Origin of the sequence: Pseudomonas sp. NPDC098740, from assembly GCF_044760065.1 — a bacterium.
GTDB classification, from domain to species: Bacteria; Pseudomonadota; Gammaproteobacteria; order Pseudomonadales; family Pseudomonadaceae; genus Aquipseudomonas; species Aquipseudomonas rossensis.
Genome location: NZ_JBIWAM010000013.1, coordinates 61,391 through 86,665 on the forward strand (window position 1 = coordinate 61,391; position 25,275 = coordinate 86,665).

Here is a 25,275-nt window from a genome sequence, read left to right on the forward strand (position 1 = left end):
GGCTGTTGTCGCGCGTCGTTTAATTCATGGATATCGGTAACATTTCGGAATGCTCCTACATTCATCATTTTGTATTTTTGGCATGATTCGCGTCCGCCTCAGGGAGCGAATCGACAATGAATACGGCATTTATTAAGGTGGAGGGGCTGATGGCTCTATCTCAGTGGTTTCAGGCCATTAGGTCGAGCGATGAATTGTTAAACGGATATCAGGGATCCCCCTGCTACATATAGGGACATCTCCTACGAGATAAAAACACACTTCGTCTTGTTGTTTAATCAGATGCTTGCTAGTGGCCATCATTGTGATTACGATGCGCGCACTTGAAAGAGCACGAACTCAATTGGATGAGACTCATCGCAGCTCTTTGATTCTGTCTCGCGTCATTGGAACTCCAATGGGCGTATGACTGTAATCCTAATTAAAGGCCATGGATGTCCTACTCAAGCAAACTTTCCGCTCATTACCTCGAACTCGCAAAAGCCTCTGTTTCCAAAGAGAATTTCGCGGGCGAGGACGTTCGCTTTTCGAGCGAATATGAGGCATTGGAAAGCGAGCTGGGCAAAGCCCAATCCATGCACGAAAGCGGTCAGATCGACTGGCTGAAAATCCGCGAAAACAGTGAAAACCTGCTGCGCACCCAGTCCAAGGACTTGCGGGTTGGTGCCTGGCTGACCTGGGCCCTGTACCAGCGCGAATCCTTCCAGGGGCTGCTGGCCGGCCTTGGACTTCTGCACCACCTGTGCGAGAACCACTGGGCCGAGGTTCATCCCAATAAGGCCCGCACCCGCTCCGCTGCCATCAGTTGGTTGGTACCGCGTCTTGAGCAGGTGCTGACCGAAAACGTCGCGATCAAAGAGCAGTTGCCGATGTTCCGGCGGCTGGTCGAACACCTTGAAGGTCTCGATGCCGCTTGCACCGAGCACTTGGGCGACGATGCGCCGTTGCTGCTACCGATCTCCCGCCGCTTGAAAAACATGGTTCAGCGCGCCGCCGACAACCAGCCCGAACCGGGTGTAGTGGGTGCCGCGGTGGCCCAGGTCAAACAAGCCGCCACGCAGCTGTTCACCCCCGGCGCACCGATCGACAACGAGAAAGAAGCCCACAAGGCCCTGCGCGCCCAGCAGGAAAACGCCCGTCCGCTGTGTGCCTGGTGGCTCAAGCAGAAAGCCACCGACCTGCGCGCCCTGCGCCTCAATCGCACATTGTTGTGGCTACCGATCGACGCGGTGCCCGAGCGCAACGCCGAGCAGATCACCGTTCTGCGCGGTTTGCCAGCCGACAAGCTCAAGGCCTACCAGGACCGTTACGACCAGGCCAAATACGCCGATCTGCTGGTGGAACTGGAGGCGAGCCTGGCGAAGGCGCCGTTCTGGTTCGATGGCCAGCGAATGGTTTGGGAGTGCCTCCAGGGGCTCAACGCCGAGATGGCAATGCGCGAAGTGGAAATCCACTTCGCGCTTTTGATTCAGCGCCTGCCCGGCATCATCGAATTGCGTTTCCACGACGGCGCCCCGTTTGCCGATCCGGCCACCCGCGCCTGGGTCAGCGCCCACGTCATGCCACATCTGCAAAGCGCCAGTGCGCCGCGCAAGGTCGAAGTCGCCGACAGTCAGCCAGCCTGGGAAGTGGCCCTGGAAGAAGTCCTGCCGATCCTGCGCAAGGACGGCCTCAAGGCCGCCGTGCAGATCCTCAAGCAAGGCCTGCAAAGCGCCCACGGCGGACGCGTCCGATTCTTCTGGCAGTTCGCCCTCGCGCGGCTGTGCTTCATGGCCAAGAAATACGAACTGGCCAGGACCCAGCTCGAAACCCTAGACCAAACATTACAGGACTCAGGCCTGAACGCCTGGGAGCCCGATCTTGCGCTGGAAGTGCTGCATTTACTGCATAGCTGCTGCGAGTTGTTGCCGCAGAACCATGCCGTACGTGAACGCAAGGAAGAGATTTATCGCAGGCTGTGCCACCTCGATCTCGAAGTGGTACTCGAATAGGCCCCAGGGCCACAACCGCAAGGAGAATAGCCATGGCCAAAGAAGGCTCGGTAGCCCCCAAGGAACGCATCAACGTCACTTTCAAACCTGCCACCGGTGGTGCTCAGGAAGAGATTGAACTGCCGTTGAAACTACTGGCAATCGGTGACTACACCCACCGCAAGGACGAACGTAAAGTCGAAGATCGCAAGCCGATCAGCATCGACAAGATGACCTTCGACGAAGTGCTGGCCAAGCAAGAGCTGACCCTGACGTTGAACGTGCCGAACCGCCTTCAGGAAGAGGGCAGCACTGAAGAGCTGGGCGTGCAACTGCGCGTCAACTCGATGAAGGACTTCAACCCGGCCAGCCTGGTCGAGCAAGTGCCTGAGCTGAAAAAACTGATGGAACTGCGCGACGCGCTGGTGGCCCTCAAAGGCCCGCTGGGTAACGCGCCTGCGTTCCGCAAAGCCATCGAAGGCGTTCTCGCCGACGACGAATCCCGCGGTCGCGTACTGGGTGAGCTGGGCTTGAACGCCGCAGCCCAGGACGCCTGAGTCTCCATCAGCCAAGGAAGCCAACACAATGAGCACTAGCGCAGCACAGCAAAAGAACAAAGAGAACGGCGAATACAGCATTCTCGACAGCATCATCGCCGAAACCCGCCTGACGCCGGACGACGAAGCCTACGACATCGCCAAGCGCGGTGTATCGGCCTTCATCGAAGAGTTGCTCAAGCCGCAGAACAACGGTGAGCCGGTCAAGAAGGCCATGGTTGACCGCATGATCGCCGAGATCGATGCCAAGCTCAGCCGTCAGATGGACGAAATCCTGCACCACCCGGCGTTCCAGTCCCTGGAGTCGTCGTGGCGTGGTCTGCAGTTGCTGGTCGACCGCACCAACTTCCGCGAAAACATCAAGATCGAAATCCTCAACGTCTCCAAAGAAGACCTGCTGGACGATTTCGAAGATTCGCCGGAAGTGATGCAGGCTGGCCTGTACAAGCACATCTACACCGCTGAATACGGTCAGTTCGGTGGTCAGCCGGTTGGCGCGATCATCGCCAACTACTTCATGTCCCCAAGCTCGCCGGACGTGAAACTGATGCAGTACGTGTCCAGCGTTGCCTGCATGTCACACGCGCCGTTCATCGCCGCGGCCGGCCCGAAATTCTTCGGTCTGGAAAGCTTCACCGGTCTGCCGGACCTGAAGGATCTGAAGGATCACTTCGAAGGCCCGCAATTCGCCAAATGGCAGAGCTTCCGCCAGTCGGAAGACTCCCGTTACGTTGGCCTGACCGTGCCGCGCTTCCTGCTGCGTAACCCGTACGACCCGGAAGAAAACCCGGTCAAATCGTTCGTGTACAAAGAAACCGTCGCCAACAGCCACGAGCACTACCTGTGGGGCAACACTGCCTACGCGTTCGGTACCAAGCTGACCGACAGTTTCGCCAAATTCCGCTGGTGCCCGAACATCATCGGCCCGCAGAGCGGTGGCGCGGTTGAAGACCTGCCGTTGCACCATTTCGAAAGCATGGGCGAAATCGAAACCAAGATTCCTACCGAGGTTCTGGTTAGCGACCGTCGTGAATACGAACTGGCCGAGGAAGGCTTCATTTCCCTGACCATGCGTAAAGGCTCCGACAACGCGGCGTTCTTCTCCGCAAGCTCGGTGCAGAAGCCGAAGTTCTTCGGCATCAGCGCTGAAGGCAAGGCGGCAGAGCTGAACTACAAGCTCGGCACCCAACTGCCGTACATGATGATCGTCAACCGCCTGGCTCACTACTTGAAAGTGCTGCAGCGCGAGCAACTCGGTTCGTGGAAAGAACGTACCGACCTCGAGCTGGAACTCAACAAGTGGATTCGCCAGTACGTGGCCGACCAGGAAAACCCAAGTGCCGAAGTCCGTGGCCGTCGTCCACTGCGCGCTGCCCAGATCATCGTCAGCGATGTTGAAGGCGAGCCTGGCTGGTACCGCGTCAGCCTGAACGTGCGCCCGCACTTCAAGTACATGGGTGCCGATTTCACCCTGTCGCTGGTTGGCAAGCTGGACAAAGAGTAAGCGGAGCCTAACTCATGACTGGATACGGCAGCCTTTTCGAACGCCTGGGTGGCGACGCGGACAAACGCGTCGGCTGGAGCCGCGAGGTCTCCGCCATGGCGTCCGTGGCTGCCCATCTGGCCAAGATGCTCAGCACCCGTGCGGGCAGCGTGCAAACGCTGTCCGATTACGGGCTACCCGATCTCAATGACATGCGTCTGAGCCTGCACGACTCCCTGAGTCAGGCCCGTTTGGCCATCGAAAATTTCATCGAAGCCTACGAGCCACGCCTGAGCAATGTGCGTGTCATTTCCCTGCCGCGTGACCACGATCAGCTTCGCCTGTCCTTCAGCATCGAAGGCTTGCTGGAAGTTGATGGTTTCAAGCGTCAGGTCAGTTTCGCCGCGCGCCTGGATGGCAGCGGTCAGGTCAAGGTCAACTAAGGAGATTCGTATGTCCGGCAAACCCGCAGCACGTGTATCCGACCCCACCGCTTGCCCGCTCCCCGGTCACGGCACCAACCCGATTGTCGCCGGTTCCGGCGACGTGTTCTTCGACGGCCTCGCGGCCGCCCGCCAAGGCGATGCCTCGGCGTGTGGTGGTGCGATGTCGGGCGGGTTGGCGACGACGGTTTTGATCAACGGGAAACCGGCTGCGACGGTGGATTCCGTCGGGACCCATGGCAACAAGGTTACGGCCGGGTCCGGGACGGTGATTATCGGGAATTCGCATTCGGCGGTGCCGTTTGTTCCGCCGATTCCACTAATGCTTTTTTCTCATTGCCAGCATGTTGTGATGAAGGACCAGGACGGTAATCCATTACAGGGTATTCCGTATCACATCAAGAATGCCAAGGGAGAAGTTGTTTCGGGGCAAACAGATGCGATGGGAAGAACGCAAATGGTTGGAGGTAAGGAAGGCGAGAGCTTTGATTTTCATCCGGCTATCGACGGGGTTTTGCTATGACCGCGGAAGTTCTCTCAAGTTTGTATGTCTCCTCGGTGGCTTTAACTCCAAAAGCTGACCCTCTTGGAAAAGAAGTAGTTTTAAAGGTCTTTTGGCCAACTACGACCTTGTGGTCAGAAGTTGAAATTGCAGCCTATCAGAATGAAGCTCCGATGATTGCGGAAAGGCTGATTAATGAGAGGTATTGGAATAAAGACGGTGAGGTAAGTGATTACAGGTTTACCTGTGAAGATTTTGCGATACGCGTTTTGGTGGAATTTTCCAGTAAGCGGGGGCTGCCGGTAAAACTTAAAACCGGAGTCAGAACTTATAAGAATATGGAAAGCTATAGCCCGGCGGTGCATGACCGATATGCCTCGAATATGTATGGTTTCGCAGAAATGGTTATGTTTACCTACGGTGCCCGTGAGATGCAAAACACGGTAGAAAACACCACGGCAGTAGCAAGTGTCGACGATCTGAAGCCTGGCGACATCCTTGCTCAAGCGCTTGACCGACCGATGATGACAACTGCCCACCATATTCAAATGGCAGTGTCCGTAACCGGTGACCGCATAGATATATGCCAGGGAAATACTGATGCAGCTATTGTGTGGCCGTTTACTTGGGCGGTGAGATTCAAAGGAGAGAATATGGCCGATCCCCAAAGTGGTGGATACGTAGGCCTTCCTATTGAAAAAGGCTACTTCACCAAGGATGTATCTGGCTGGACTTACTATAATCCAGGCAGAGGAGTCGTCAGAGCAGATTTTCTCAAGGCGTTTGAGTTTTATCGCTGGAATTTTGTCGGCTTTAATAAGGAGTGAGCATGGAAGGCTACTTTGCTGGAATGGTGGATAATAATTATTTTGGTTTGTTGGCGATTTTCTGTTTTGTAGTTGGAATTGTCGGGCTTGTTCCAAGTGTTAGGGCTAGAAAATACTATAAAGTTTTGAATTTTTTATGTGTTATGGCGATCCCGGTAATGTACCTGCTGGGTTTGTATTACTTGACGCACCCTAGGGTCTAATGATTGTACTTAAACGTCGCAGGTACGGAGTGTAAAAGTGGGCGCTCGACCCGTTGTTAGTTTCATTGCGAATAAATACACGATGCTTGCCGCTGCATTGGTTGTTAGGCCGCTGGAGCTGTCCCATGACTCCAACTACGACGACCAGCCTCGCCGCTTCACGTTGGGTCCAGGCGAGCGCCGTTCCATCGCCAACTACACGTCGGCAGGAAAGGACGTTGCGGGGCAGATAAGCGGTGGGTACAGCTTGTCGATCAAAACCACCAGCGCCGTCAAAACCATTGATGCGCAGACGTTGCGGGCGGCGTTGGCGAGGGTTGAGAAGGTCGAAGACAACACAGTACGTGCATGGACGATTGAAGACCGTTCGTTTTGCCCAAACGGGGCATCGCAGTGATCTGGGTAAAACGCTTCCTCATGGTGGTGGGATTTCTGGCCTGCATCGCCAGTGTGTTGGTGGTTTTCCGGATGGATTTTTCAAAGGATGAGCCCCGGGTTTTGAGCGAGTACCCCAACGCGAAATGGCGCGGCAAGGTGCTGAGTGCCGACAGGGCCAAGGCTGAACAGACGCGGTGCTGATGAATTTTTTTACAGGATGAAAGGGAAGAGGGATTTTGAGTGATTGATCGTAGCGAAGAATTGTGTGGCGGCGCTTGAGCATGAATAGCCAACGACTGATCGGGTTGGTCGTCCATGGGATGGCCTGCGTGCTCTATATCGTCATGAATGGCTATGCCGTGCCTGTCTACAAACAGCTCGTCGGCGGGCTGACGTCTCGTGGTGTCGCCATCGGCATGGGCATGTACTTTATTTTTTACTTTTTCGTTTTTTTGAATTTTGTTTTGGTCTTCATCCGTCGCCTGGCCATCAAGTTTGGCGTGGCGATTTTCATGATGCTGTCGATCCTGTTTTACATGCTGCCGCAGTATCCCGTTCGCGGCATGGCGTATTGCGCGCTTGCGGGTGGTTTGACAGTTTCCGCGATCCTGGTAACACGCGCCATCGACGCAGCCTTCACCCGCTGGCGTGGGAAACAGGGAGTGGCCAGGTCGTGATCCACATCAAACAGCCTCTGAGCAAAGTGCTGGCTGTGCTCCTGTCGGCAGTCGCGCTTCTTGCCTGGACGACGCCTGTGTTTTCCAGCGCACTGATGTTGCTTATGGACCGGGAGAATTTCATCCCGGCGCAGTCGTCGATCTGGACCTTCGAACCTTATGAAATCAACCAGAGCTCCTCGTCGTACTGGCTCTACGGTGAGGACCGGTCCAACTATTACTACTTCGCCTACACCCCCGAAACACCTTACCGGCTGATCGCCAAAGACAATCAGTGCGCAGGCTTCGACAAGCGGGATGTGCGTACATGGTGCACACCATGATGCCGTGGTTGCGGGTGTGGAAATGGCTCAATCATCTGCTGAGCCTGATCGGTGCGTTGGCCGTCATCGTGGTCGTGACGTTCTGGATCGGTTCGAGCTGGGGCAACTCGACGCCGGTATTGCCCGATCACCCCGATGCGGTGTGGCGCGGTGCGCAGGATGGCGGCTACTTCATCGAGATCACCCAGTCGATGCCGCCGGACTACTTCGTCCAGGTGCGGTACGAGAGCGGCAGTCTCCTCAGAGAAGGCTGGACTCGCTTCTCTACCCCTGACGACAAGCCGTTGACGATGAATCGGGTGAGCGGCGCCGACAGCGATTACCTGTTCATCGATTCATTCGTGCCGATCACCGCGAGCAAGGGAGGGCGTGTTCAGTGAAAATTCGCGCTCGCATGACCCTCAAGGATGGAGCCTTTTGCCCATGATCGATGTATCGGACGAGATGCGCATGTACCTGATGTTCATCGCCGACAGCAATCTGTTCGGCGGCATCGCGATCTTGAGTTTTCTGCTGATTGTTACGGCAATCAGCAAGCGACTGCGCCAATCATGGCTGCATCGCGCGCTGACTTTCATGGTCCTGATATCGCTGGTGGCCATCGAAATCGCCGGCAGTTGCTACTCATCGGTGCCTCCCGCATGAACATGCCGGCGCGCATCATCTGCTGCCTGTTGATCCACAGTGTTTTCTGTGTGGGTTACACGTTTCTGAATAACTTCGCGGCCGACTGGTACATCTCGACCTACGGCGGCTTGACCTCCCGTGGCGTGAACATTCGTCTTGCCAGCAAATTCCTCTACGAGTTTTTTCTCGTCTTCAACGCGGTGCTGGCGCTGATTCCTGTGCTACGTGTGAAGTTGATCCTGTGGGCGATCTGGGTGGGGCTGATTCTCTTGTGGATGCTGCCGGATCATCCGTTGCGGGCGCTGCTCTATGGCATTGGCCAAGGGACATTCACCTTGACGGCGATCCTTCTCGGCACCGGGCTGGATGGCTGGTACAAGCGCAAGTTTGCAGGCGCCAAAGCCTCGAAGCTCGCGTCGGGGGCCGACCATGCTTAGCCGCGCGCAACTGAGTTTCTTCATGGTTGCCTTGTGGTGGCCATTGCTGGCGGTGCTGGCGATTTTTTCCTATGGCCTGTGGATTGGCGAGTACTCCACGTTCGATTCATCCGAGACTCATTGGGTGTACCTGTTGTGGTGGGGCATCCCCGGGCTGTTGATGTTTTCGCTGTGGACTTCTCGATCCGCCAAGAGCCGAAACGAGCAACAAGCGCTGCGGATGGTCTGGTTGGCGCCGTTGAAGTTCATTCCGTTCTACGCCGTGCCATGGATGCTTTATGGCTTGTTCAGTCTGGTCGCCGGGCAGCTCAGTGACTCTTACATGGCCTACGGCTGGATCCTGATCGTGCCGTACCTCCTGATCGGCGGCTACGTCTGTGCGGGTCTGACGGTTGCGCTCTACAGGACGTTTTTTTCATGAGATTCAATACCAGGCAGGTAACCCGTGTCGTTTAACCACTACTACCAAAGCGAACTCACCGCACTTCGCCAGTTAGGTCGTCGATTCGCCGAGCGTAGCCCGGCGTTGGCGCCTTTCCTGGGTCAGGCCGGGCGGGATCCGGACGTGGAGCGGTTGCTGGAAGGCTTTGCGTTTCTGACCGGCCGCTTGCGTCAGAAGCTCGACGACGAGTTGCCAGAGCTCAGCCATTCGCTGATGCACCTGCTGTGGCCCAACTACATGCGCCCGCTGCCGGCGTTCAGTATTTTGCAGTTCGATCCGTTGAAGCGATCGGGGCCTGCGTTGATGGTCGAGCGCGACACACCGGTTGAGAGTGTGCCGATCGATGACGTGCGTTGCCGTTTCCGTACCTGCTACCCGACCGAAGTCTTGCCGCTGGATCTGGCTGCTCTGACGTATTCGGTGAAAGGCGATGGTTCGCTGTTGAGCCTGCGTCTGGAGATGAGCGCTGACGGCCACCTCGGTGAGCTGGAGCTGAGTTGTCTGCGTCTGCACTTCGCCGGTGAGCGCTACATCAGTCAGATGCTGTACCTGAGCCTGTTGCGCAACCTGGAAGGCATCGAGCTGATCCCTCTGGACGGCGCCGGCAAGCCCATTAATGGCGTCAACGGCATGCCGATGGCGTTCAAGATGCCGGGCGACCGTGTGCAACCGGTGGGGTTTGCCGAAGAAGAAGCGCTGATCCCGTATCCGCTGAACACCTTCCGTGGCTACCGCTACCTGCAGGAATATTTCGCCTTCCAGGACAAATTCCTGTTCGTCGATGTCAACGGTCTGGACCTGCTCAAAGCCCTGCCGGAAGACACGCTGAAGCAGATGCGCGGCCTCGAGTTGCGCTTCGATATTCGCAAGAGCGGCATCATGCGCATGCGTCCGACGCTGGACAACGTGAAGCTGTACTGCACGCCCATCGTCAACCTGTTCAAGCACGACGCACTGCCGATCCGCCTCGATGGAAAACAGGACGAATACCTGCTGCTGCCCGCCGAATACGACCTGGAAAACTGCGGTGTGTTTTCGGTGGAAACCGTAACCGGCTGGAAACCCGGCGGCCTCGGTTATCAGGAGTACGTGCCGTTCGAATCGTTTGAGCACGACCCGAGTTTCGACGTGCCTAACAGCCGTCCGCACTACAGCATTCGCCAGCGTTCGTCCTCGTTGCACGACGGCCTCGACACTTACCTGAGCTTCGGCATCCGTCACACCGAAGCCCACGAAACCCTGTCGATCGAGCTGATGTGCACCAACCAGAACCTGCCGCGCAAGCTCAAGCTCGGCGACATCTGCATGGCCTGCGAAGAGACGCCGGAGTTCCTCAGTTTCCGCAATATCACCCCGGCCACGCCCAGTTATGCGCCGCCGCTGAACCGTGACTTCCTCTGGAAGCTGATCAGCAACATGTCGCTTAACTATCTGTCGCTGGCCGACGTCAATGCGTTGAAGGTGATTCTCGAAACCTACGACCTGCCGCGCTACTACGACCAACACGCTGAAAAAGTCAGCAAGCGCCTGCTGGGCGGGCTCAAGTCGATCAAGCACCAACACGTCGACCGCTTGCACCGAGGGTTGCCGGTACGCGGGTTGCGCACCGAGCTGACCATCGACCCGGAAGGGTATATCGGCGAGGGCGACCTGTTCGTTTTCGCTTCGGTTCTTAACGAGTTTTTCGCGCTCTACGCCAGTCTCAACTCGTACCACGAGCTGCGGGTAAAAAGCACACAGGGAGAGGTGTACCAATGGACACCACGTATGGGTCTGCAACCCCTGCTTTAAGCGGGCTGACCCGGGTAATACGCGAGTACTCGCTGTTTCAGGCCGTGCTGTTGGTAGTTGACCGGCTGCGCGAGGCGCACCCGTACCTGAGCGAAGACGATCTGTACGACCAGCTGGAATTCCAGGCCAATCCGAGCCTGGGTTTCCCCGGCAGTGACGTCGATCGCGTGGAGTTTTTCGAAGAGCACGGGCAGATGCGCGCGCGTCTGCGTTTCAACCTGATCGGCCTGGTCGGTTCCGGCTCGCCGCTGCCGGCGTTCTACGGCGAACAGGCCCTGGGCGATAGCGAAGACGGCAACCCGACCCGCAACTTCCTCGACCTGTTCCACCATCGCCTGCAACGGCTGATGCTGCCGATCTGGAAAAAATACCGCTACCGAGCAAGCTTCCAGAGCGGCGCCCTCGACCCGTTTTCGTCGCAGCTGTTTGCGTTGATCGGCCTCGGTGGCGAAGAGATCCGCAGGGCCCAGGAACTGAACTGGAAACGCCTGCTGCCGTACCTCGGCTTGCTCAGCTTGCGGGCGCACTCGGCGGCGCTGATCGAAGCGGTGCTGCGTTACTACTTCAAGCATGCCGAATTGACCATCGAGCAGTGCATCGAGCGCCGCGTCGAAATCCTCGACGAGCAGCGCAATCGTTTGGGCCGCGCCAACAGCCTGCTCGGCGAAGACCTGGTGCTGGGCGAACACGTGCGCGACCGCAGCGGCAAGTTCCGCATCCATATCCGCGAACTCGACTGGCAACGCTTCCACGAATTCCTGCCGATTGGTTTCGGCTACCAGCCGCTCTGCGCGCTGGTGCGGTTCACCCTGCGTGACCCGCTCGATTACGACATTCGCCTGGTGCTACGCCAGGAAGAAATCCGCGAACTGCGCATCGGTGAGCAGAACGCCTGTCGCCTGGGATGGACCAGTTGGCTCGGCCGCGAAAAAGCGGACGGCGTGGTGACCCTGGGCAGCAAAATTCATTAAGGACGTGAGACCTATGATCAACGTAGACCTGCAACAACTTATCCAGGCGCTGGACGCCGAAACCCGTCGTGACCTGGAAAGTTCGGCCGAACGCTGCGTCGCCCGTGGCGGCAGCAAGATCCTCGTCGAAGACTTGCTGCTGGGCTTGCTGGAGCGCCCGCAAGGCTTGCTCGCACGCGCGCTGCAAGACGCCGAAGTGGATGCCGGTGAGCTGAGCGCCGCGTTGCAATCGCGGGTCGAGCACAGCGCTTCGCGCAACCCGGTGTTCGCCCCGGAACTGGTGCAGTGGCTGCAAGACGCGTTGCTGGTGGCCAACCTTGAACTGGGCCAAAGCCAGGTCGAGCAAGCCGCGTTGATCCTCGCGTTGCTACGCAATCCGATGCGCTACGCCGGCAGCCGCTACCAGTCGTTGCTGGCCAAGCTGAACATCGAACGCCTGAAAGAATTCGCCCTGTCGCAGAAAGAACAGCCGGCCTCGGGTAAGCCGGCCGTGCCCGGCGAATCGCTGCTGGAGCGCTTCACCCACAACCTGACCCAACAGGCCCGCGACGGCAAACTTGACCCGGTGTTATGCCGCGATGGCGCGATCCGTCAGATGGTCGACATCCTCGCCCGTCGCCGCAAGAACAACCCGATTGTGGTTGGTGAAGCTGGCGTCGGTAAAACCGCCATCGTCGAAGGCCTGGCCTCGCGCATTGCGGCCGGTGAAGTGCCGCAAGTATTGAAAGGCGTTGAGCTTCTGTCGCTGGACATGGGCCTGTTGCAGGCCGGCGCCAGCGTCAAAGGTGAATTCGAGCGTCGCCTCAAAGGCGTGATCGATGAAGTCAAAGCCTCGCCGAAACCAATCATCCTGTTCATCGACGAAGCCCACACACTGATCGGCGCGGGTGGCAACGCCGGCGGTTCCGACGCGGCCAACCTGCTCAAGCCAGCCCTGGCCCGTGGCGAGTTGCGCACCATCGCCGCCACCACCTGGGCGGAGTACAAGAAGTACTTCGAAAAAGACCCGGCCCTGGCCCGTCGTTTCCAACCGGTGCAACTGCACGAACCGACCGTCAGCGAAGCGGTGACCATCCTGCGTGGCCTGGCTCAGGTCTACGAGAAGAGCCACGGCATCTACCTGCGCGATGACGCGGTGGTAGCGGCGGCCGAGTTGTCTGCTCGCTATCTCGCGGGCCGTCAGCTGCCGGACAAAGCCGTCGACGTGCTCGACACCGCCTGCGCTCGCGTGCGCATCAGCCTCGCCGCTGCCCCGGAAAGCCTCGAACGCCTGCGTGGCGAACTGGCTGAAGGTGGTCGTCAGCGTCAGGCTCTGCGCCGTGATGCCGAGGCCGGTCTGCTGATCGATCACGAAGCGCTGGACGCTTTGGAAGATCGCCTGGCTGCCGCCGAAGATGAAATGGTCGCCCTCGAAACCCTCTGGACCGAGCAGAAAGAACTGGCCGAGCGCCTGCTGGATCTGCGTCAGCAATTGGCCAAGGCGCGCGAAGCTGCCGCAGTCGAGCCCACTGTCACGGTTGAAGAAGATGCCGAAGGCACCGTGATCGAAACTCTCGAAGTGCCTGCGAACGATGTCGCATCCCTTGAGGCAGCGCTGCACGAAACCCACCGCGCCCTGACCGAGCTGCAAGTCAAAGAGCGTCTGGTGAGCTTCGAAGTCTGCCCGCGTCTGGTGGCGGAAGTGATCAGCGCCTGGACCGGCGTGCCATTGGCCCAACTGGCCCGTGAGCACAACGCCAAGGTCGCGAGCTTCGCCACCGACTTGCGCACCCGCATCCGTGGTCAGGAACAAGCCGTTCACGCACTGGACCGCTCGATGCGCGCCACCGCTGCCGGCCTGAACAAACCCGATGCGCCGGTCGGCGTGTTCCTGCTGGTCGGCCCGAGCGGCGTCGGCAAGACCGAAACCGCGCTGGCCCTGGCGGACTTGCTGTACGGCGGTGATCGTTTCATCACCACCATCAACATGTCCGAGTTCCAGGAGAAGCACACCGTCTCGCGCCTGATCGGCGCGCCGCCGGGCTACGTCGGTTATGGCGAGGGCGGCATGCTCACCGAAGCCGTGCGGCAGAAGCCGTACTCGGTGGTTCTGCTCGATGAAGTCGAGAAAGCCGACCCGGACGTGCTGAATCTGTTCTACCAAATCTTCGACAAAGGCGTGGCCAACGACGGCGAAGGGCGCGAGATCGATTTCCGCAACACGCTGATCCTCATGACTTCAAACCTGGGCAGCGACCGTATCGCCGAGCTCTGTGAAAACGGCGCGCGGCCGTCGGCCGAAGTTCTTGAAGAAACCATCCGCCCGGTGCTGAGCAAACACTTCAAACCGGCGCTGCTGGCGCGCATGCGCGTCGTGCCTTACTACCCGGTCGGCGGCCCGGTGCTGCGCGAGCTGATCGAAATCAAACTCGGTCGTTTGGGCGAGCGCCTGAACCGTCGTCAGTTGGATTTCACTTACTCGCAAGACCTCGTCGATCACCTGGCCGAACGCTGCACCCAGAGCGACAGTGGCGCGCGCCTGATCGACCATTTGCTCGACCTGCACGTGCTGCCGCTGGTGGCCGACCGCTTGCTCGATGCGATGGCCACGGGCGAAAGCCTCAAGCGTGTCCACGCGACGCTCGACGGCAACGCCAGCGTGACGTGCGAGTTCGCCTGAGGTGGGTGTGATGTTCACTCAAGTGCCGCAACCGCTGGTCTATGCCGAAGCCTTGCTGGCGCAATTCGCCAGCTTGTCGCGCGCGGCGGACGGTGCTGCGCTGCTGGGTGACTTCGTGCGCGGGTTGGCCGAGCTCAGCGGTTGCGAGTTGACGCAGCTGTACCTGCTGGACGCGACTCACACGTGCCTGGGGATGAACGCCGAATGCCTCAACGGCATCCTGCAACCGCGGGAAGCGGCGAGCCTGCCGGCGGATTACAACGGTGAACAACTGCTGCAATTCGCCCTGTGCCAGAACCGCGTGGTGTGTCTCAGCGAGCTGAGCGGCAGCCTGCACGAAACCAGTTTCCTGCCGCCCCAGGCCACGCCTTGGCAGTCGCTGCTGTGCGTGCCGCTGGTCAATCAGCAGAAGGCCGTCGAGGGCTTGCTGCTGTGCGCCAGTCGCCGGCACATCGACCTGCAAGGCTTCGCCGATTCCCTCGGGCAACTGGGTTCGTTCGTGCTCGGCCAGCTGCATTTGCTGCAACGCTTGCGTCAGCCAACCGGTGATGCGCGACCAGTGAAGGCCAGCGTCCCGAGCGCCAGCGGTTACGGTTTGATCGGCAAGAGTTCGGCCATGCGCCAGACCTATTCGCTGATCAGCAAAGTCCTGCACAGCCCGTATACCGTGCTGCTGCGCGGCGAAACCGGCACCGGCAAGGAAGTGGTGGCGCGGGCGATTCACGATTGCGGCCCGCGTCGTTCTCAGGCGTTCATCGTGCAGAACTGCGCGGCGTTCCCCGAAAACCTGCTGGAAAGCGAACTGTTCGGCTACCGCAAAGGTGCGTTCACCGGTGCTGATCGCGACCGCGCCGGGCTGTTCGATGCGGCCAACGGCGGCACCTTGCTGCTCGATGAAATCGGCGACATGCCGTTGTCCCTGCAAGCCAAGCTGTTGCGGGTTCTGCAGGAGGGCGAGATTCGCCCACTGGGTTCCAACGACACCCACAAGATCGACGTGCGCATCATCGCCGCGACTCACCGTGATTTGGCGGTGCTGGTCAGCGAAGGCAAATTCCGCGAGGACTTGTACTACCGCCTCGCGCAATTCCCGATCGAGTTGCCGGCCTTGCGTCAGCGCGAAGGCGACATTCTCGACCTGGCCCGGCACTTCGCCGACAAGGCGTGCTCGTTCTTGCAGCGCGATGCGGTGTGCTGGTCCGATGCGGCGCTGGATCATCTGTCCGGTTACACCTTCCCCGGCAACGTGCGTGAACTCAAAGGCCTGGTCGAACGCGCGGTGTTGCTGTGCGAGGGCGGTGAGTTGTTGGCCGAACATTTCTCTCTGCGCATGGAAGCCATGCCGGATGACAGCAGCGGCCTGAACCTGCGCGAACGCCTGGAGCATGTCGAACGCAGAATGTTGCTCGATTGCCTGCGCAAAAACGACGGCAACCAGACCCTCGCCGCCCGCGAACTCGGGCTGCCACGCCGCACGCTGCTGTACCGCCTCGGGCGCCTGAATATCAACTTGGGTGATTTCGATGGCTAGGCAAACGACCGTCGACTTCACCTCATCCGCTTCTAGCAGCGCCGCCCAAACGGGTCGGCGCTTTGTACTTTGTCTACCCCTGGAGACCCTCTGATGTCTGTTCGTCACTGGCAAGCCGTCCTGCTGACCCTCGTCGTTCTATGCGGCCTCGGCGGCTGTAGCGGCAATTACAAATACAACGACAACACCTATCGCCCATTGGGTGATCCGCAGGCGGTCAATCGCGGCAAGTGACCGCAAGGAGTATCACCATGGAACTGGTTTTCGAAATGCTCAACACCAAGCAGTTCGTGCCCACGGATTTGTGCCAGAAGACCTTCAAACAGGCCGGTGGCGTGATCGGTCGGGGTGAGGATTGCGACTGGATCATCCCGGACCGCAAGCGTCACCTGTCCAACCATCACGCGTTGATCAGCTACCGCGAAGGCACGTTTTTCCTGACCGATACCAGCAGCAACGGTATCCAGGACAGCGAAAGCGGCGCACGCCTGCGCAAGGGCGAAGCGATGCGCATCGAGCACGGCAGTGTCTACGTGCTGGGTGACTTCGAGATCCGTGCGCGGCTGGTGCGCGACCCGGCGACCTTCGATGTCGAAGTCGGCCGTCCGCAAGCGGCGGGCAGCATCATTCCGGACGATGCGTTTCTCGATCTCGACCCGCTCAATGCCCTCGATCAGCAAGAGCGCGTGTATTCGGAAATCGACGAACTGATCTCCCCGAGCACGACCCTCTCAGACACCCGTCAGCGCGCCGACTATGCGCGCATCGACATGGAAAGCCTGATGGTGCCGGAGCTGATCAACGCCCCGGCAGAGCCAGCCCCCGCGCCACCGCCGAAAGCGGTCGAGCGTCAGAGTGAAGGTTTCTGGGAGCACTTCGGCGCGGCACTGGGCGTGGACCTCAAAGGCCTCGACCACGACGCCCGCGAAGCCCTGGCGCTGAATGCGGCACGCCTGCTCAAGCAGAGCGTCGGCGGCTTGCAGCAGAGCCTGCGCACCCGCAGCGAACTGAAAAACGAACTGCGTCTGGCCCAGACCACCGTGCAAGGCACTAACAAAAACCCGCTGAAATTTGCCGTCGATGCCGGCGAAGCGCTGGGCATTTTGTTGCAGCCGAACAAGCCGGGCCAGTTGCCGGCCGAGCAGGCGATCTCCCGTGCATTCCGCGATTTGCAGGCGCATCAGGTCGCTCTGTTGACCGCTAGCCGTGCGGCGGTTCGCGGCACGCTGGAGCACTTCTCGCCACAGCAATTGACCCTGCGATTCGAGCGCGACAACAAGCCGTTGCTCGCAACGTCTGGCAGTCGCTGGAGAGCTTACGGTCGTTATCACCAGGCCCTGCGTCAGGACGATGACTGGAGCGAGCGCCTGCTGGCCCGCGACTTCGCTCAGGCCTACGAAGAACAGATCCGCCTGATTTCCACCCTTCACACCGACCACCAAGGATGATGCGCATGTCTCGCTGCTCGACCGCTTTTTTCAAGACGCTGATGGCGTTCGCGGCCCTGGTGCTGCTGGCCGGTTGCTCGTCACTGTCGCCGTATTCCCATGTCACCAAGCTCAACCTGAAGCTGACCGCCAGCGATCAACTGAACCCGGACCTCAACGGGCGTCCATCGCCGATCGTTGTGCGTTTGTTCGAGCTCAAGCATCCGGTGACGTTCGAGAACGCTGATTTCTTCAGCCTGTACGAGCGCGCCAAGGAATCCCTGGCCCCGGACCTGGTGGCCAGCGAAGAAATTGAACTGCGTCCAGGTGAAACCGTGGAGATGAAACTCAGCGTGGAGGAGGGCAGTCGCTACGTCGGCATCCTCGCCGCCTACCGCGATCTGCCGGAAACCAAATGGCGCTACACGGTGCAAGTCACCCCGGTGGAAGTCACCGACGCTGATCTGACCCTCGACCAGGCCGGTATTCGCAACAGCAACGAAACGCTCGCCAAGGCGGATGACTGATCATGAATTCCCATAAAGTGATTTGGCAGGAAGGCATGCTGCTGCGCCCGCAGCACTTCCAGCACAACGATCGCTACTACGACCACCAGATGAAGACCCGCACTCAGTTGCTGGGCAGCTACACCTGGGGCTTCCTGAACCTGGACATCGACTTGCAGTTCCTCAACATGGGCAAACTGGTGATCAGCCAGGCCTCGGGGATTCTGCCGGACGGCAGCCTGTTCGAACTCGGCGGCAACACCGAACCGTTGGCGCTCGACGTGCCGCCGAACACCGGTCATACGCCGATCTACCTGGCGCTGCCGCTGGTCACCGGTAACCACATCGAGTCGCGTCGTCCGGAGCAGTCCGACGTGCTGGCGCGCTACACCGCGTACGAAGCAGAAGTCGCCGATTCCAACGCCGGCGACGATTCTGCCAGCCAGGTCAGCTGCGGCCGCCCGGACTTCAAACTGTTGCTCGGCGAGCAGCAGAGCGACCAGGCTTACGTGAAACTGAAGATCTGCGAAGTGCTCGACACCACGCCCGACGGCGTGATCAGCCTCGACCCGGATTTCGTGCCGACCTACATTCAGGCGCATTCGTCCAGCTACCTGCTGTCGTGTCTGAAAGAAGTGATCAGCATGCTCGGCCACCGTGGCGACACCATCGCCGAGCGCATCCGCTCGAATGGCAAAGTCGGTGGCGCGGAAGTCGGCGACTTCATGATGCTGCAACTGATCAACCGCACCGAACTGCTGCTGCGCCACTACCTCGGCCTGGAACAGGTTCACCCGGAAGAGTTGTACCGCACGCTGCTGACCATGCTCGGCGATCTGGCGACCTTCTCCAGCGACAGCAAACGTCCGCGTCTGGACAGCCGTTACCAGCACAGCGACCAGGGCGCGAGTTTCCGCAAACTGATGGAAGCGATTCGTCAGGTGCTGTCGATGGTGCTTGAACAGCACGCCATCGAACTGGTCCTGCAAGCGCGCCAGTACGGGATCATCGTCTCGCCGTTGCACGACCACAAACTGCTGGGCTCGGCCTCGTTCGTGCTCGCCGCCAGTGCCAACTGCGACTCCGAAGAACTGCGCCATCGCTTGCCGGCGCACCTCAAGGTCGGCCCGGTGGAGCGCATTCGCCAACTGGTCAACCTGCATCTGCCGGGCATCAAGGTCAAACCGTTGCCGGTGGCCCCGCGGCAGATCGCGTTCCACTCCAACAAAACCTATTTCATTCTCGAACTCAGTTCCGAAGACCTGGCACAACTCGAGCGCTCCGGCGGCTTCGCGTTCCACGTGTCCGGCGAATTTGCCGAGCTTGAACTGAAATTCTGGGCCATCAGGAACTGACCGACATGATCAAGGACATGGAACACAACCAGGACGATAAAACCGTCCTGCTCGACCGCCAGGGCCACGGCCCGGCGCAGAGTCCGCTGACAGATTTCGCCGCACCGCCGCGCTTTGAACAGCTCGAAGAACGGATGATCTACGCCGCGCGTTTGCGCCCGGCCGAAGCGTTCAACATCAGCCTCAATTCGCTGGTCGCCGCCGCCTCCGACTTGTTGTCGGAAGTGGTGCGACTCAAGCACAGCGACACCCGCGAAGACATGTACGCGCTCAACGAGCGACTGACCGCCGGGCTCAAACTGTTTGAAGTGCGGGCGCTGCACAACGGCGCCGAAAGCAGCCAGGTGATGGCCGCGCGTTACGTGCTCTGCACCGTGGTCGACGAAGCCGTCGTGACCACGCCGTGGGGCAACGAAAGCGAGTGGTCGCAGATGAGCCTGCTCAGCAGCTTCCACAACGAAACCTTCGGCGGCGAGAAGTTTTTCCAGCTGCTGGATCGCCTGTCGAAAAACCCGGTCAAGCACCTGCCGATGCTGGAGCTGATGTACCTGTGCCTGTCGCTGGGCTTCGAAGGCAAGTACCGCGTGCAAGCCCGCGGCATGCTCGAGCTCGAAGGCATCCGCGACGCCTTGTATCGTCAGATTCGTCAGTTGCGCGGCGACGTGCCTCGCGAACTGTCGCCCCATTGGGAAGGCTTGAACGATCAGCGCCGCAGCCTGGTACGCATTGTGCCGGCGTGGATGGTGGTGCTGTTCACCGTGGTTTGCCTGGTGGTGATGTATTCGGGCTTCGCCTGGGTATTGGGCGAGCAACGCGAAACCGTTCTGCAACCTTATCAGCAGCTAGATCCGGCCGCGGTCCAGCCGCAGTCGCAGCCGTAAACAGGGACGTGTGATGAAAAAGTTTTTCAAGAAAGTCGGCGCATTCTTGCGCCAGACCTGGGTCTGGACCTTGCTGCTGGTGCTGTTCGTCGCACTGCTGGTGTGGTTCGTCGGGCCACTGCTGGCGGTCAATGACTACAAGTTCTGGGAAGGTTCGACCTCCCGCCTGCTGACCATCAGTGTGCTGTTCTTGATCTGGGGCCTGACCATGGTCTTCGTCAGCTGGCGCGCTGGCGTACGCAAAAAGGCTATCGAAGACACCGAAGACGGCCAGGATCGTATCCGCCGTGAAGAGTTGATCGACGAAGAGCAGAAAGAGCTTCGCGTACGCTTCAAGGATGCGTTGAAAACCCTGAAGACCTCGAGCCTCTATCGCGGTCGCAGCGAACGCTGGCGCAGTGATTTGCCGTGGTATTTGCTGATCGGCCCGCAGGGCAGCGGCAAGACCAGTCTGCTGGACTTTTCGGGCCTTGAGTTTCCGATCAACAAGATCGACCGCAAACTGACCCGCGACACCCTCGGCACTCAGCATTGCGACTGGTACTTCGCCGACCACGGTGTGCTGATCGACACCGCCGGGCGTTACTTGACCCAGCCGGATGGCGAAGTCGATGGCAGCGCCTGGAGCACCTTGCTCGACCTGCTGCGCAAGCGTCGCCGCAACCGTCCGTTGAACGGCGTGCTGGTAACCATTCCAGTAGAAACACTGCTGGGTGGCAGCGAGCAAGAGCTCGACACCCTGGCCCGCCAAGTGCGTGCGCGTTTGCAAGACGTGCATCAGAAACTGCACGTCGATGTGCCGATTTATCTGGTCCTGAGCAAGGCTGACAAGCTGCTCGGTTTCGACGAGTTCTTCGATCAACTGACCCGCGAAGAAAGCGATCAGGTGCTCGGCACCAGTTTCCGCAAAGAACAGAGCGGCACCGACGTCGCCGTCCTGCGCGCCGAGTTCGAAGAGCTGCTGCGTCGCCTGAACAGCCAGGTGATCATGCGTATGCACCAGGAGCGCGACACCCAGCGTCGTGGCCGCATCCTCGACTTCCCGCATCAACTGGGGCAGATCGGCGAGCGCCTGTGCCTGTTCGTCGACATGGCGTTCACCGGCAACCGTTACCAGCGTGTCAGCCAATTGCGCGGTTTCTACCTGACCAGCGCACCGCACCTGACCAAGGAAATGGACCAGACCACCGCCGGCATCGGCGCCAACCTGGGCATCGACGCCGGCGTGTTGCCGACCCTGCGCAGCGGCCGTTCCCGGTTCATTCACCACTTGCTTAGCCGGGTGATTTTCCCCGAGGCCGATCTGGCCGGTCTGGACAAGCGCGAACGCAGCCGCATTCATTGGGGCCAGCGCGCGTTGTACGTGGGCGCATTGGCGGCGCTGGCACTGTTCGGCATGCTCTGGGCCGGCGGTTTCTCCGCTAACTACGAACGTCTGGAAAACCTGCGTAACCTGGCGCAAAACTGGACTCAACAGCGCTCGGCACTGACCGCGCGTGATGACTCCATGGCGGTGCTCAAGACCCTCGACACCAGTTACGCGGCGACTCAGGTCTTCCCGAAAAAAGGTGACGTGTCGTACCACGAACGTGGTGGTCTGTACCAAGGCGAAGAGGTCAATCCGGTGGTCAAGGAGGCCTACGAGCGTGAGCTCGAAGCGCAACTGCTGCCGAAGGTTGCGACTCTGCTGGAAGGGCAGATCCGCGCCAACATGAAGGACCGCGAACGCCTGCTCAACAGCCTGCGTGCGTACCTGATGCTGAACATGAAAGATCGCCGCGACGCCGCATGGCTCAAGGATTGGGTCGCCACTGACTGGTCCCAGCGTTACGCCGGCAACACCGCGGTGCAGAACGGTTTGAACACGCACTTCGAGCGTTTGCTCAAGCAGCCGTTTATCTATCCGCTGAACGATCAACTGGTAGCGCAAGCGCGTCAGGTACTGCGCAGCGAATCGCTGGCCAACGTGGTTTACCGGATGCTCCGCGAGCAGGCCCGCAACCTCCCGGAATACCGTTTAAGCCAACACATGGGGCCGCAGGCTTCACTGTTTGTCGGCACCGAATACGTGATCCCGGGTTTCTACACCCAACAGGGTTATCAGCAGTACTTCTCGGTTCAGGGCAGTGCGCTGGTCACCGATATCCTGCGTGACAACTGGGTGCTGGGCGAAGGCTCGGGCATCAGCGGCATGGACTTGCGTCGCCTGATGGTCGAACTGGAGCAACTGTACTTCCGCGACTACGCCAACTTCTGGAGCGAAGCGGTCGGCCAGGTTGCCCTGCCACCGATCAACGATGCGGGCGAGGGCGCCGAGCAACTGGCGGGCCTGACTTCCGCTAACTCCCCAGTGCTGCAACTGCTGGTGGAAGTGCGCGAGAACACCCGGTTCCCGGCGGAAGCCGAACCGGTTGATCAAGCGGCTGATGCCGCTGGAGCACTGGCCGATCAGAAAGGCAAGTTGGGCAAGCTGGGCAAACTGGCGTCTGCCGCAGCGGACCAGGCCTCGGACATGGCTGCGATCAAAAACCTGCCAGACACCGCAAAAAAATCCCTGCAACGTCGCTTCGAACCGCTGCACCGTTTGCTGGATGACAACAACGGCCCGGCCGCTGATTTGACCCCGGCCCTGACGGCGCTCAACGACCTACAACTGCAACTGGCGAGCCTGGCGCGTGCCAGTGCGCCGGAACAGGCTGCGTTCGAAATGGCCAAGACCCGCATGAGCGGCCAGCGTGATGCGCTGAGCAACTTGCGCAATGCCTCCAACCGTCTGCCGCGTCCGGTCAGCGTGTGGTTCAACGTCCTGGCTGAAGACACCTGGCGCCTGGTGCTGAACGATTCCTACCAGTACCTGAACCAGCGTTACCAGAGCGAGCTGTACAGCTTCTATGGCAAGGCGATCAACAAGCGTTACCCGTTCAGCGCCCACAGCACCAGCGACGTTGCGATCAGCGACTTCCGCGAGTTCTTCAAGGCGCAGGGCATCAACGATCGCTTCTTTGAAACCTACATGCGTCCGTTCGTGAGTGGCGATCCAGGCAACTACCGTCTGCGCAGCATCGACGGTCACAGCATGCCGATCTCCAAGGTCTACCTCGACCAGATGGCCGCGGCACAAGTGATTCGCCAGAGCTTCTTCTCGATCAACCCGGCCGAACCGCAAGTGCAATTCAAACTGGAGCCGTACACCCTCGACCCGGCCGTCAGCCGTTCCGAGTTCAAGTTTGGCGACAAGACCATCGAATACCGCCACGGCCCGATTGTGCCGGTGTCGTTCAAATGGCCGACCGATGCTGAAGACGGTCGCACCAGCCTGGTCCTCGACAAAATGGCCGGCCGCCCGATCGGTATCGAAAAGAACACCGGCCCATGGTCGCTGTTCCGTCTGTTCGACCTGATGCAGACCGAGTACCTGAGCGGTCGCGATGTGCTGGTGCTCAAGGCTGACGTGGGTGGCCTGCGCGCCAACTACTTGCTGTCGAGCCAGCGCACACCAAACCCGTTCGACATGGGCGTGCTGCGTACCTTCCGTATGCCGGTGCAGCTCTGATGCTGGTTGCCAGTCCCTGGCGCAGCGCTGCGCGTACCGATCCGGGCAAGGTTCGGGCGCGCAACGAAGATGCTTTTCTCGACTGCCCGCAGCAGGGGCTGTGGGTGGTCGCGGACGGCATGGGCGGTCATCAGGGTGGCGACATCGCCAGCCAGTTGATCGTCGCCAGCCTGGCGGAGTTGCCGGTGCAGGACGACTTCGACGAACGACTCAAAGGCATACGCCAGTGCCTGCACTGGCTCAACCGTCGCTTGGGTCAGGAGTTGACCGTCACGGCCGGGCGCCACGACAGCATCATGGGCAGCACCGTGGTGGCGCTGCTGGTGGAAGGTAATCGCGCGGCCTGCATCTGGGCCGGCGACAGCCGTTGCTATCTGTGGCGCGGCCAGCGTTTGTATCAGCTGTCCAAGGATCATTCGCTGCAACAGCAACTCATCGACGAGCAACACATGAGCATCGAGGACGCCCGTGCGCATCCTTCGGCCCATGCCCTGACCCGTGCGGTCGGGGCAGCCGATGTGCTGACTCTGGACGTGCTCGAACTCGAGGTTTACCCCGGCGATACGTTTCTGTTGTGCAGCGATGGTTTGTACCAGGGGCTGAGCACCGATGCCTTGGGCAACGCCCTGAGCCTGACCGCGCCGCACGTTGCGCTGGAGCGTTTGTTCGATGGCGCTTTGCGTGGCTCGGCCCGGGACAACTTGACTGCTGTGGTGATCCGACAATGACTCAACTCATGCCGCCGCTCGATGACCTGCTGGTGACTGACGAGGAAGCCAATAACCTGACTTACTTTGCGTTTGCCAAATCCCATCAGGCTGAACCTGCGCTGGCGCCGACCAAGGCCAGCGTCGGCGAAATGCCGGACGTACTCGCAGGCCGTTACCGCATCGAGCGTCTGCTCGGTGCTGGCGGCATGGGCGCGGTTTACCGCGCACGGGATCTGCTGAGTGAGCAGTTCGGCGATCCCGACCCTTACATCGCGCTGAAAATCCTCAGCGAAGAATTTGCCGAATCGCCGGACGCCAGTGCCTTGCTCTACAGCGAGTTCGCCCTGACCCGACGACTGCGCCACGACAACGTGCTGCGTTTGCACAGCTTTGAAGTGGACACCGATTGCCAGCGCGCCTTCATCACCATGGAACTCATGCGTGGGCTGACCCTGGACAAATTACTCTGCGAGCGGCCGCTGGGCCTGCCGTGGAAAGAACTGCGCGACATCGCGCTGCCGCTGCTTGACGCGCTGGCCTTCGCCCACGCTCGCGGCGTACTACACGGTGACATGAAACCGAGCAACGTGATGCTCAGCGAAGAAGGCGTGCGCCTGTTCGACTTCGGTCTGGGCCAGGCCGAGGAGGGCATCTTGCCCGGCTTGCCACACCTGAGCCGCAACCGCTTCAACGCCTGGACCCCCGGCTACGCCGCCCCCGAACTGCTCGAAGGCCAACCGCTGTCGGCCAGTGCAGATGTCTACGGCGTGGCCTGCGTGCTCTACGAATTGGCGGGCGGCAAACACCCGTTCCGCCGCTTGCCCTCGACCGAGGCCCGTGACGGCCACCTCGAACGCGAGCTGCACGCCCCCAGGAATCTTCCGAAACACTGCTGGCCAGCCCTGCGAACGGCGCTGGCTTTCGATGCGGCCAAGCGCACTACCACCGCCGCCCAATTGCGTGACGCCTTGGGCGCCACTTCGTCTTTGCTGCAACGCCTGCGACTGCGGGCGTAACGGATG

At 59.9% G+C, this 25,275-nt stretch carries 27 protein-coding genes; all 27 read left to right on the top strand.

The features are described 5' to 3' along the window. Positions 1-434: 434 nt before the first annotated feature. The 27 genes from tssA (at position 435) to ACIQU2_RS17520 (ending at position 25,269) form a co-directional block, all read left to right on the top strand. A complete protein-coding gene (gene tssA, locus ACIQU2_RS17390) occupies positions 435-1,991 on the top strand; it encodes a type VI secretion system protein TssA (RefSeq protein WP_403142826.1) in 1,557 nt (518 codons plus the stop codon). 32 nt (positions 1,992-2,023) lie between these two features. Further along, positions 2,024-2,527, top strand: a complete 504-nt coding sequence (gene tssB, locus ACIQU2_RS17395) for a type VI secretion system contractile sheath small subunit (RefSeq protein ID WP_008150078.1) — start codon at positions 2,024-2,026, stop codon at positions 2,525-2,527. Positions 2,528-2,555: 28 nt separating this feature from the next. Beyond that, a complete protein-coding gene (gene tssC / locus ACIQU2_RS17400; RefSeq protein ID WP_403142829.1) occupies positions 2,556-4,031 on the top strand; it encodes a type VI secretion system contractile sheath large subunit in 1,476 nt (491 codons plus the stop codon). A gap of 14 nt (positions 4,032-4,045) precedes the next feature. Continuing rightward, on the top strand, positions 4,046-4,453 hold the full coding sequence (tssE, locus tag ACIQU2_RS17405) for a type VI secretion system baseplate subunit TssE (protein ID WP_008150080.1): 408 nt from the start codon (positions 4,046-4,048) through the stop codon (positions 4,451-4,453). Between the two features lie 10 nt (positions 4,454-4,463). Continuing rightward, positions 4,464-4,976: a PAAR domain-containing protein gene (locus ACIQU2_RS17410; protein ID WP_283182226.1), complete on the top strand. Its 513-nt coding sequence runs from the start codon at positions 4,464-4,466 to the stop codon at positions 4,974-4,976. Beyond that, positions 4,973-5,782: a hypothetical protein gene (locus ACIQU2_RS17415; protein ID WP_283182225.1), complete on the top strand. Its 810-nt coding sequence runs from the start codon at positions 4,973-4,975 to the stop codon at positions 5,780-5,782. The genes ACIQU2_RS17410 and ACIQU2_RS17415 overlap by 4 nt, the downstream gene beginning before the upstream one ends. A 2-nt stretch (positions 5,783-5,784) precedes the next feature. Beyond that, a complete protein-coding gene (locus tag ACIQU2_RS17420; RefSeq protein WP_283182224.1) occupies positions 5,785-5,985 on the top strand; it encodes a hypothetical protein in 201 nt (66 codons plus the stop codon). 37 nt (positions 5,986-6,022) lie between these two features. Continuing rightward, positions 6,023-6,382, top strand: coding sequence for a hypothetical protein (locus ACIQU2_RS17425; protein ID WP_283182223.1), 360 nt, complete (start codon positions 6,023-6,025; stop codon positions 6,380-6,382). Beyond that, positions 6,379-6,564, top strand: coding sequence for a hypothetical protein (locus ACIQU2_RS17430; RefSeq protein WP_283182222.1), 186 nt, complete (start codon positions 6,379-6,381; stop codon positions 6,562-6,564). Before ACIQU2_RS17425 ends, ACIQU2_RS17430 begins: the two co-directional genes overlap by 4 nt. An 80-nt stretch (positions 6,565-6,644) precedes the next feature. Next, positions 6,645-7,040, top strand: coding sequence for a hypothetical protein (locus ACIQU2_RS17435; protein WP_283182221.1), 396 nt, complete (start codon positions 6,645-6,647; stop codon positions 7,038-7,040). Beyond that, on the top strand, positions 7,037-7,363 hold the full coding sequence (locus tag ACIQU2_RS17440) for a hypothetical protein (RefSeq protein ID WP_403142835.1): 327 nt from the start codon (positions 7,037-7,039) through the stop codon (positions 7,361-7,363). The genes ACIQU2_RS17435 and ACIQU2_RS17440 overlap by 4 nt, the downstream gene beginning before the upstream one ends. Then, complete coding sequence (locus tag ACIQU2_RS17445) at positions 7,348-7,743, top strand: hypothetical protein (protein ID WP_403142837.1); 396 nt, start codon at positions 7,348-7,350, stop codon at positions 7,741-7,743. Before ACIQU2_RS17440 ends, ACIQU2_RS17445 begins: the two co-directional genes overlap by 16 nt. 43 nt (positions 7,744-7,786) lie before the next feature. Next, the gene (locus ACIQU2_RS17450; protein ID WP_258698151.1) at positions 7,787-8,008 is read left to right on the top strand and encodes a hypothetical protein; all 222 of its coding nucleotides are present in this window, start codon (positions 7,787-7,789) and stop codon (positions 8,006-8,008) included. Continuing rightward, entirely contained in the window at positions 8,005-8,427 is a 423-nt protein-coding gene (locus tag ACIQU2_RS17455; RefSeq protein ID WP_283182219.1) for a hypothetical protein, read from the top strand. Before ACIQU2_RS17450 ends, ACIQU2_RS17455 begins: the two co-directional genes overlap by 4 nt. After that, positions 8,420-8,848 (top strand): hypothetical protein, encoded by a 429-nt coding sequence (locus ACIQU2_RS17460; RefSeq protein ID WP_283182218.1) that lies wholly within the window; start codon positions 8,420-8,422, stop codon positions 8,846-8,848. The genes ACIQU2_RS17455 and ACIQU2_RS17460 overlap by 8 nt, the downstream gene beginning before the upstream one ends. 24 nt (positions 8,849-8,872) lie before the next feature. After that, complete coding sequence (gene tssF / locus ACIQU2_RS17465; protein ID WP_403142842.1) at positions 8,873-10,660, top strand: type VI secretion system baseplate subunit TssF; 1,788 nt, start codon at positions 8,873-8,875, stop codon at positions 10,658-10,660. Next, positions 10,624-11,631, top strand: a complete 1,008-nt coding sequence (gene tssG, locus ACIQU2_RS17470; RefSeq protein WP_033059313.1) for a type VI secretion system baseplate subunit TssG — start codon at positions 10,624-10,626, stop codon at positions 11,629-11,631. The genes tssF and tssG overlap by 37 nt, the downstream gene beginning before the upstream one ends. A 13-nt stretch (positions 11,632-11,644) precedes the next feature. Then, positions 11,645-14,290: a type VI secretion system ATPase TssH gene (tssH, locus tag ACIQU2_RS17475; protein ID WP_403142845.1), complete on the top strand. Its 2,646-nt coding sequence runs from the start codon at positions 11,645-11,647 to the stop codon at positions 14,288-14,290. Between the two features lie 10 nt (positions 14,291-14,300). After that, positions 14,301-15,821 carry a sigma-54 interaction domain-containing protein gene (locus ACIQU2_RS17480; protein WP_403142848.1) on the top strand — a complete coding sequence of 507 codons (1,521 nt, stop codon included), beginning with the start codon at positions 14,301-14,303 and terminating at the stop codon, positions 15,819-15,821. 93 nt (positions 15,822-15,914) lie between these two features. Continuing rightward, the gene (locus ACIQU2_RS17485) at positions 15,915-16,055 is read left to right on the top strand and encodes a hypothetical protein (RefSeq protein ID WP_008150087.1); all 141 of its coding nucleotides are present in this window, start codon (positions 15,915-15,917) and stop codon (positions 16,053-16,055) included. 17 nt (positions 16,056-16,072) lie between these two features. Then, on the top strand, positions 16,073-17,269 hold the full coding sequence (gene tagH / locus ACIQU2_RS17490; RefSeq protein WP_403142851.1) for a type VI secretion system-associated FHA domain protein TagH: 1,197 nt from the start codon (positions 16,073-16,075) through the stop codon (positions 17,267-17,269). Positions 17,270-17,274: 5 nt separating this feature from the next. After that, positions 17,275-17,775, top strand: coding sequence for a type VI secretion system lipoprotein TssJ (tssJ, locus tag ACIQU2_RS17495; RefSeq protein ID WP_201184650.1), 501 nt, complete (start codon positions 17,275-17,277; stop codon positions 17,773-17,775). A gap of 2 nt (positions 17,776-17,777) precedes the next feature. Then, positions 17,778-19,109, top strand: a complete 1,332-nt coding sequence (tssK, locus tag ACIQU2_RS17500; RefSeq protein ID WP_046053871.1) for a type VI secretion system baseplate subunit TssK — start codon at positions 17,778-17,780, stop codon at positions 19,107-19,109. Between the two features lie 5 nt (positions 19,110-19,114). Beyond that, on the top strand, positions 19,115-19,990 hold the full coding sequence (gene icmH / locus ACIQU2_RS17505; RefSeq protein ID WP_149631550.1) for a type IVB secretion system protein IcmH/DotU: 876 nt from the start codon (positions 19,115-19,117) through the stop codon (positions 19,988-19,990). 13 nt (positions 19,991-20,003) lie between these two features. Continuing rightward, positions 20,004-23,543 (top strand): type VI secretion system membrane subunit TssM, encoded by a 3,540-nt coding sequence (gene tssM, locus ACIQU2_RS17510; protein ID WP_403142856.1) that lies wholly within the window; start codon positions 20,004-20,006, stop codon positions 23,541-23,543. Continuing rightward, the gene (locus ACIQU2_RS17515; RefSeq protein ID WP_403142859.1) at positions 23,543-24,271 is read left to right on the top strand and encodes a PP2C family protein-serine/threonine phosphatase; all 729 of its coding nucleotides are present in this window, start codon (positions 23,543-23,545) and stop codon (positions 24,269-24,271) included. The genes tssM and ACIQU2_RS17515 overlap by 1 nt, the downstream gene beginning before the upstream one ends. Next, positions 24,268-25,269 (top strand): serine/threonine-protein kinase, encoded by a 1,002-nt coding sequence (locus ACIQU2_RS17520; protein ID WP_403142861.1) that lies wholly within the window; start codon positions 24,268-24,270, stop codon positions 25,267-25,269. The genes ACIQU2_RS17515 and ACIQU2_RS17520 overlap by 4 nt, the downstream gene beginning before the upstream one ends. Positions 25,270-25,275: the final 6 nt, after the last annotated feature.

Coding starts and splice junctions, on each gene's coding strand:
- tssA (WP_403142826.1), top strand. CDS start 435: ATGTCCTACTCAAGCAAACTTTCCGCTCATTACCTCGAACTCGCAAAA.
- tssB (WP_008150078.1), top strand. CDS start 2,024: ATGGCCAAAGAAGGCTCGGTAGCCCCCAAGGAACGCATCAACGTCACT.
- tssC (WP_403142829.1), top strand. CDS start 2,556: ATGAGCACTAGCGCAGCACAGCAAAAGAACAAAGAGAACGGCGAATAC.
- tssE (WP_008150080.1), top strand. CDS start 4,046: ATGACTGGATACGGCAGCCTTTTCGAACGCCTGGGTGGCGACGCGGAC.
- ACIQU2_RS17410 (WP_283182226.1), top strand. CDS start 4,464: ATGTCCGGCAAACCCGCAGCACGTGTATCCGACCCCACCGCTTGCCCG.
- ACIQU2_RS17415 (WP_283182225.1), top strand. CDS start 4,973: ATGACCGCGGAAGTTCTCTCAAGTTTGTATGTCTCCTCGGTGGCTTTA.
- ACIQU2_RS17420 (WP_283182224.1), top strand. CDS start 5,785: ATGGAAGGCTACTTTGCTGGAATGGTGGATAATAATTATTTTGGTTTG.
- ACIQU2_RS17435 (WP_283182221.1), top strand. CDS start 6,645: ATGAATAGCCAACGACTGATCGGGTTGGTCGTCCATGGGATGGCCTGC.
- ACIQU2_RS17445 (WP_403142837.1), top strand. CDS start 7,348: ATGGTGCACACCATGATGCCGTGGTTGCGGGTGTGGAAATGGCTCAAT.
- ACIQU2_RS17450 (WP_258698151.1), top strand. CDS start 7,787: ATGATCGATGTATCGGACGAGATGCGCATGTACCTGATGTTCATCGCC.
- ACIQU2_RS17455 (WP_283182219.1), top strand. CDS start 8,005: ATGAACATGCCGGCGCGCATCATCTGCTGCCTGTTGATCCACAGTGTT.
- ACIQU2_RS17460 (WP_283182218.1), top strand. CDS start 8,420: ATGCTTAGCCGCGCGCAACTGAGTTTCTTCATGGTTGCCTTGTGGTGG.
- tssG (WP_033059313.1), top strand. CDS start 10,624: ATGGACACCACGTATGGGTCTGCAACCCCTGCTTTAAGCGGGCTGACC.
- tssH (WP_403142845.1), top strand. CDS start 11,645: ATGATCAACGTAGACCTGCAACAACTTATCCAGGCGCTGGACGCCGAA.
- ACIQU2_RS17480 (WP_403142848.1), top strand. CDS start 14,301: ATGTTCACTCAAGTGCCGCAACCGCTGGTCTATGCCGAAGCCTTGCTG.
- ACIQU2_RS17485 (WP_008150087.1), top strand. CDS start 15,915: ATGTCTGTTCGTCACTGGCAAGCCGTCCTGCTGACCCTCGTCGTTCTA.
- tagH (WP_403142851.1), top strand. CDS start 16,073: ATGGAACTGGTTTTCGAAATGCTCAACACCAAGCAGTTCGTGCCCACG.
- tssJ (WP_201184650.1), top strand. CDS start 17,275: ATGTCTCGCTGCTCGACCGCTTTTTTCAAGACGCTGATGGCGTTCGCG.
- tssK (WP_046053871.1), top strand. CDS start 17,778: ATGAATTCCCATAAAGTGATTTGGCAGGAAGGCATGCTGCTGCGCCCG.
- icmH (WP_149631550.1), top strand. CDS start 19,115: ATGATCAAGGACATGGAACACAACCAGGACGATAAAACCGTCCTGCTC.
- tssM (WP_403142856.1), top strand. CDS start 20,004: ATGAAAAAGTTTTTCAAGAAAGTCGGCGCATTCTTGCGCCAGACCTGG.
- ACIQU2_RS17515 (WP_403142859.1), top strand. CDS start 23,543: ATGCTGGTTGCCAGTCCCTGGCGCAGCGCTGCGCGTACCGATCCGGGC.
- ACIQU2_RS17520 (WP_403142861.1), top strand. CDS start 24,268: ATGACTCAACTCATGCCGCCGCTCGATGACCTGCTGGTGACTGACGAG.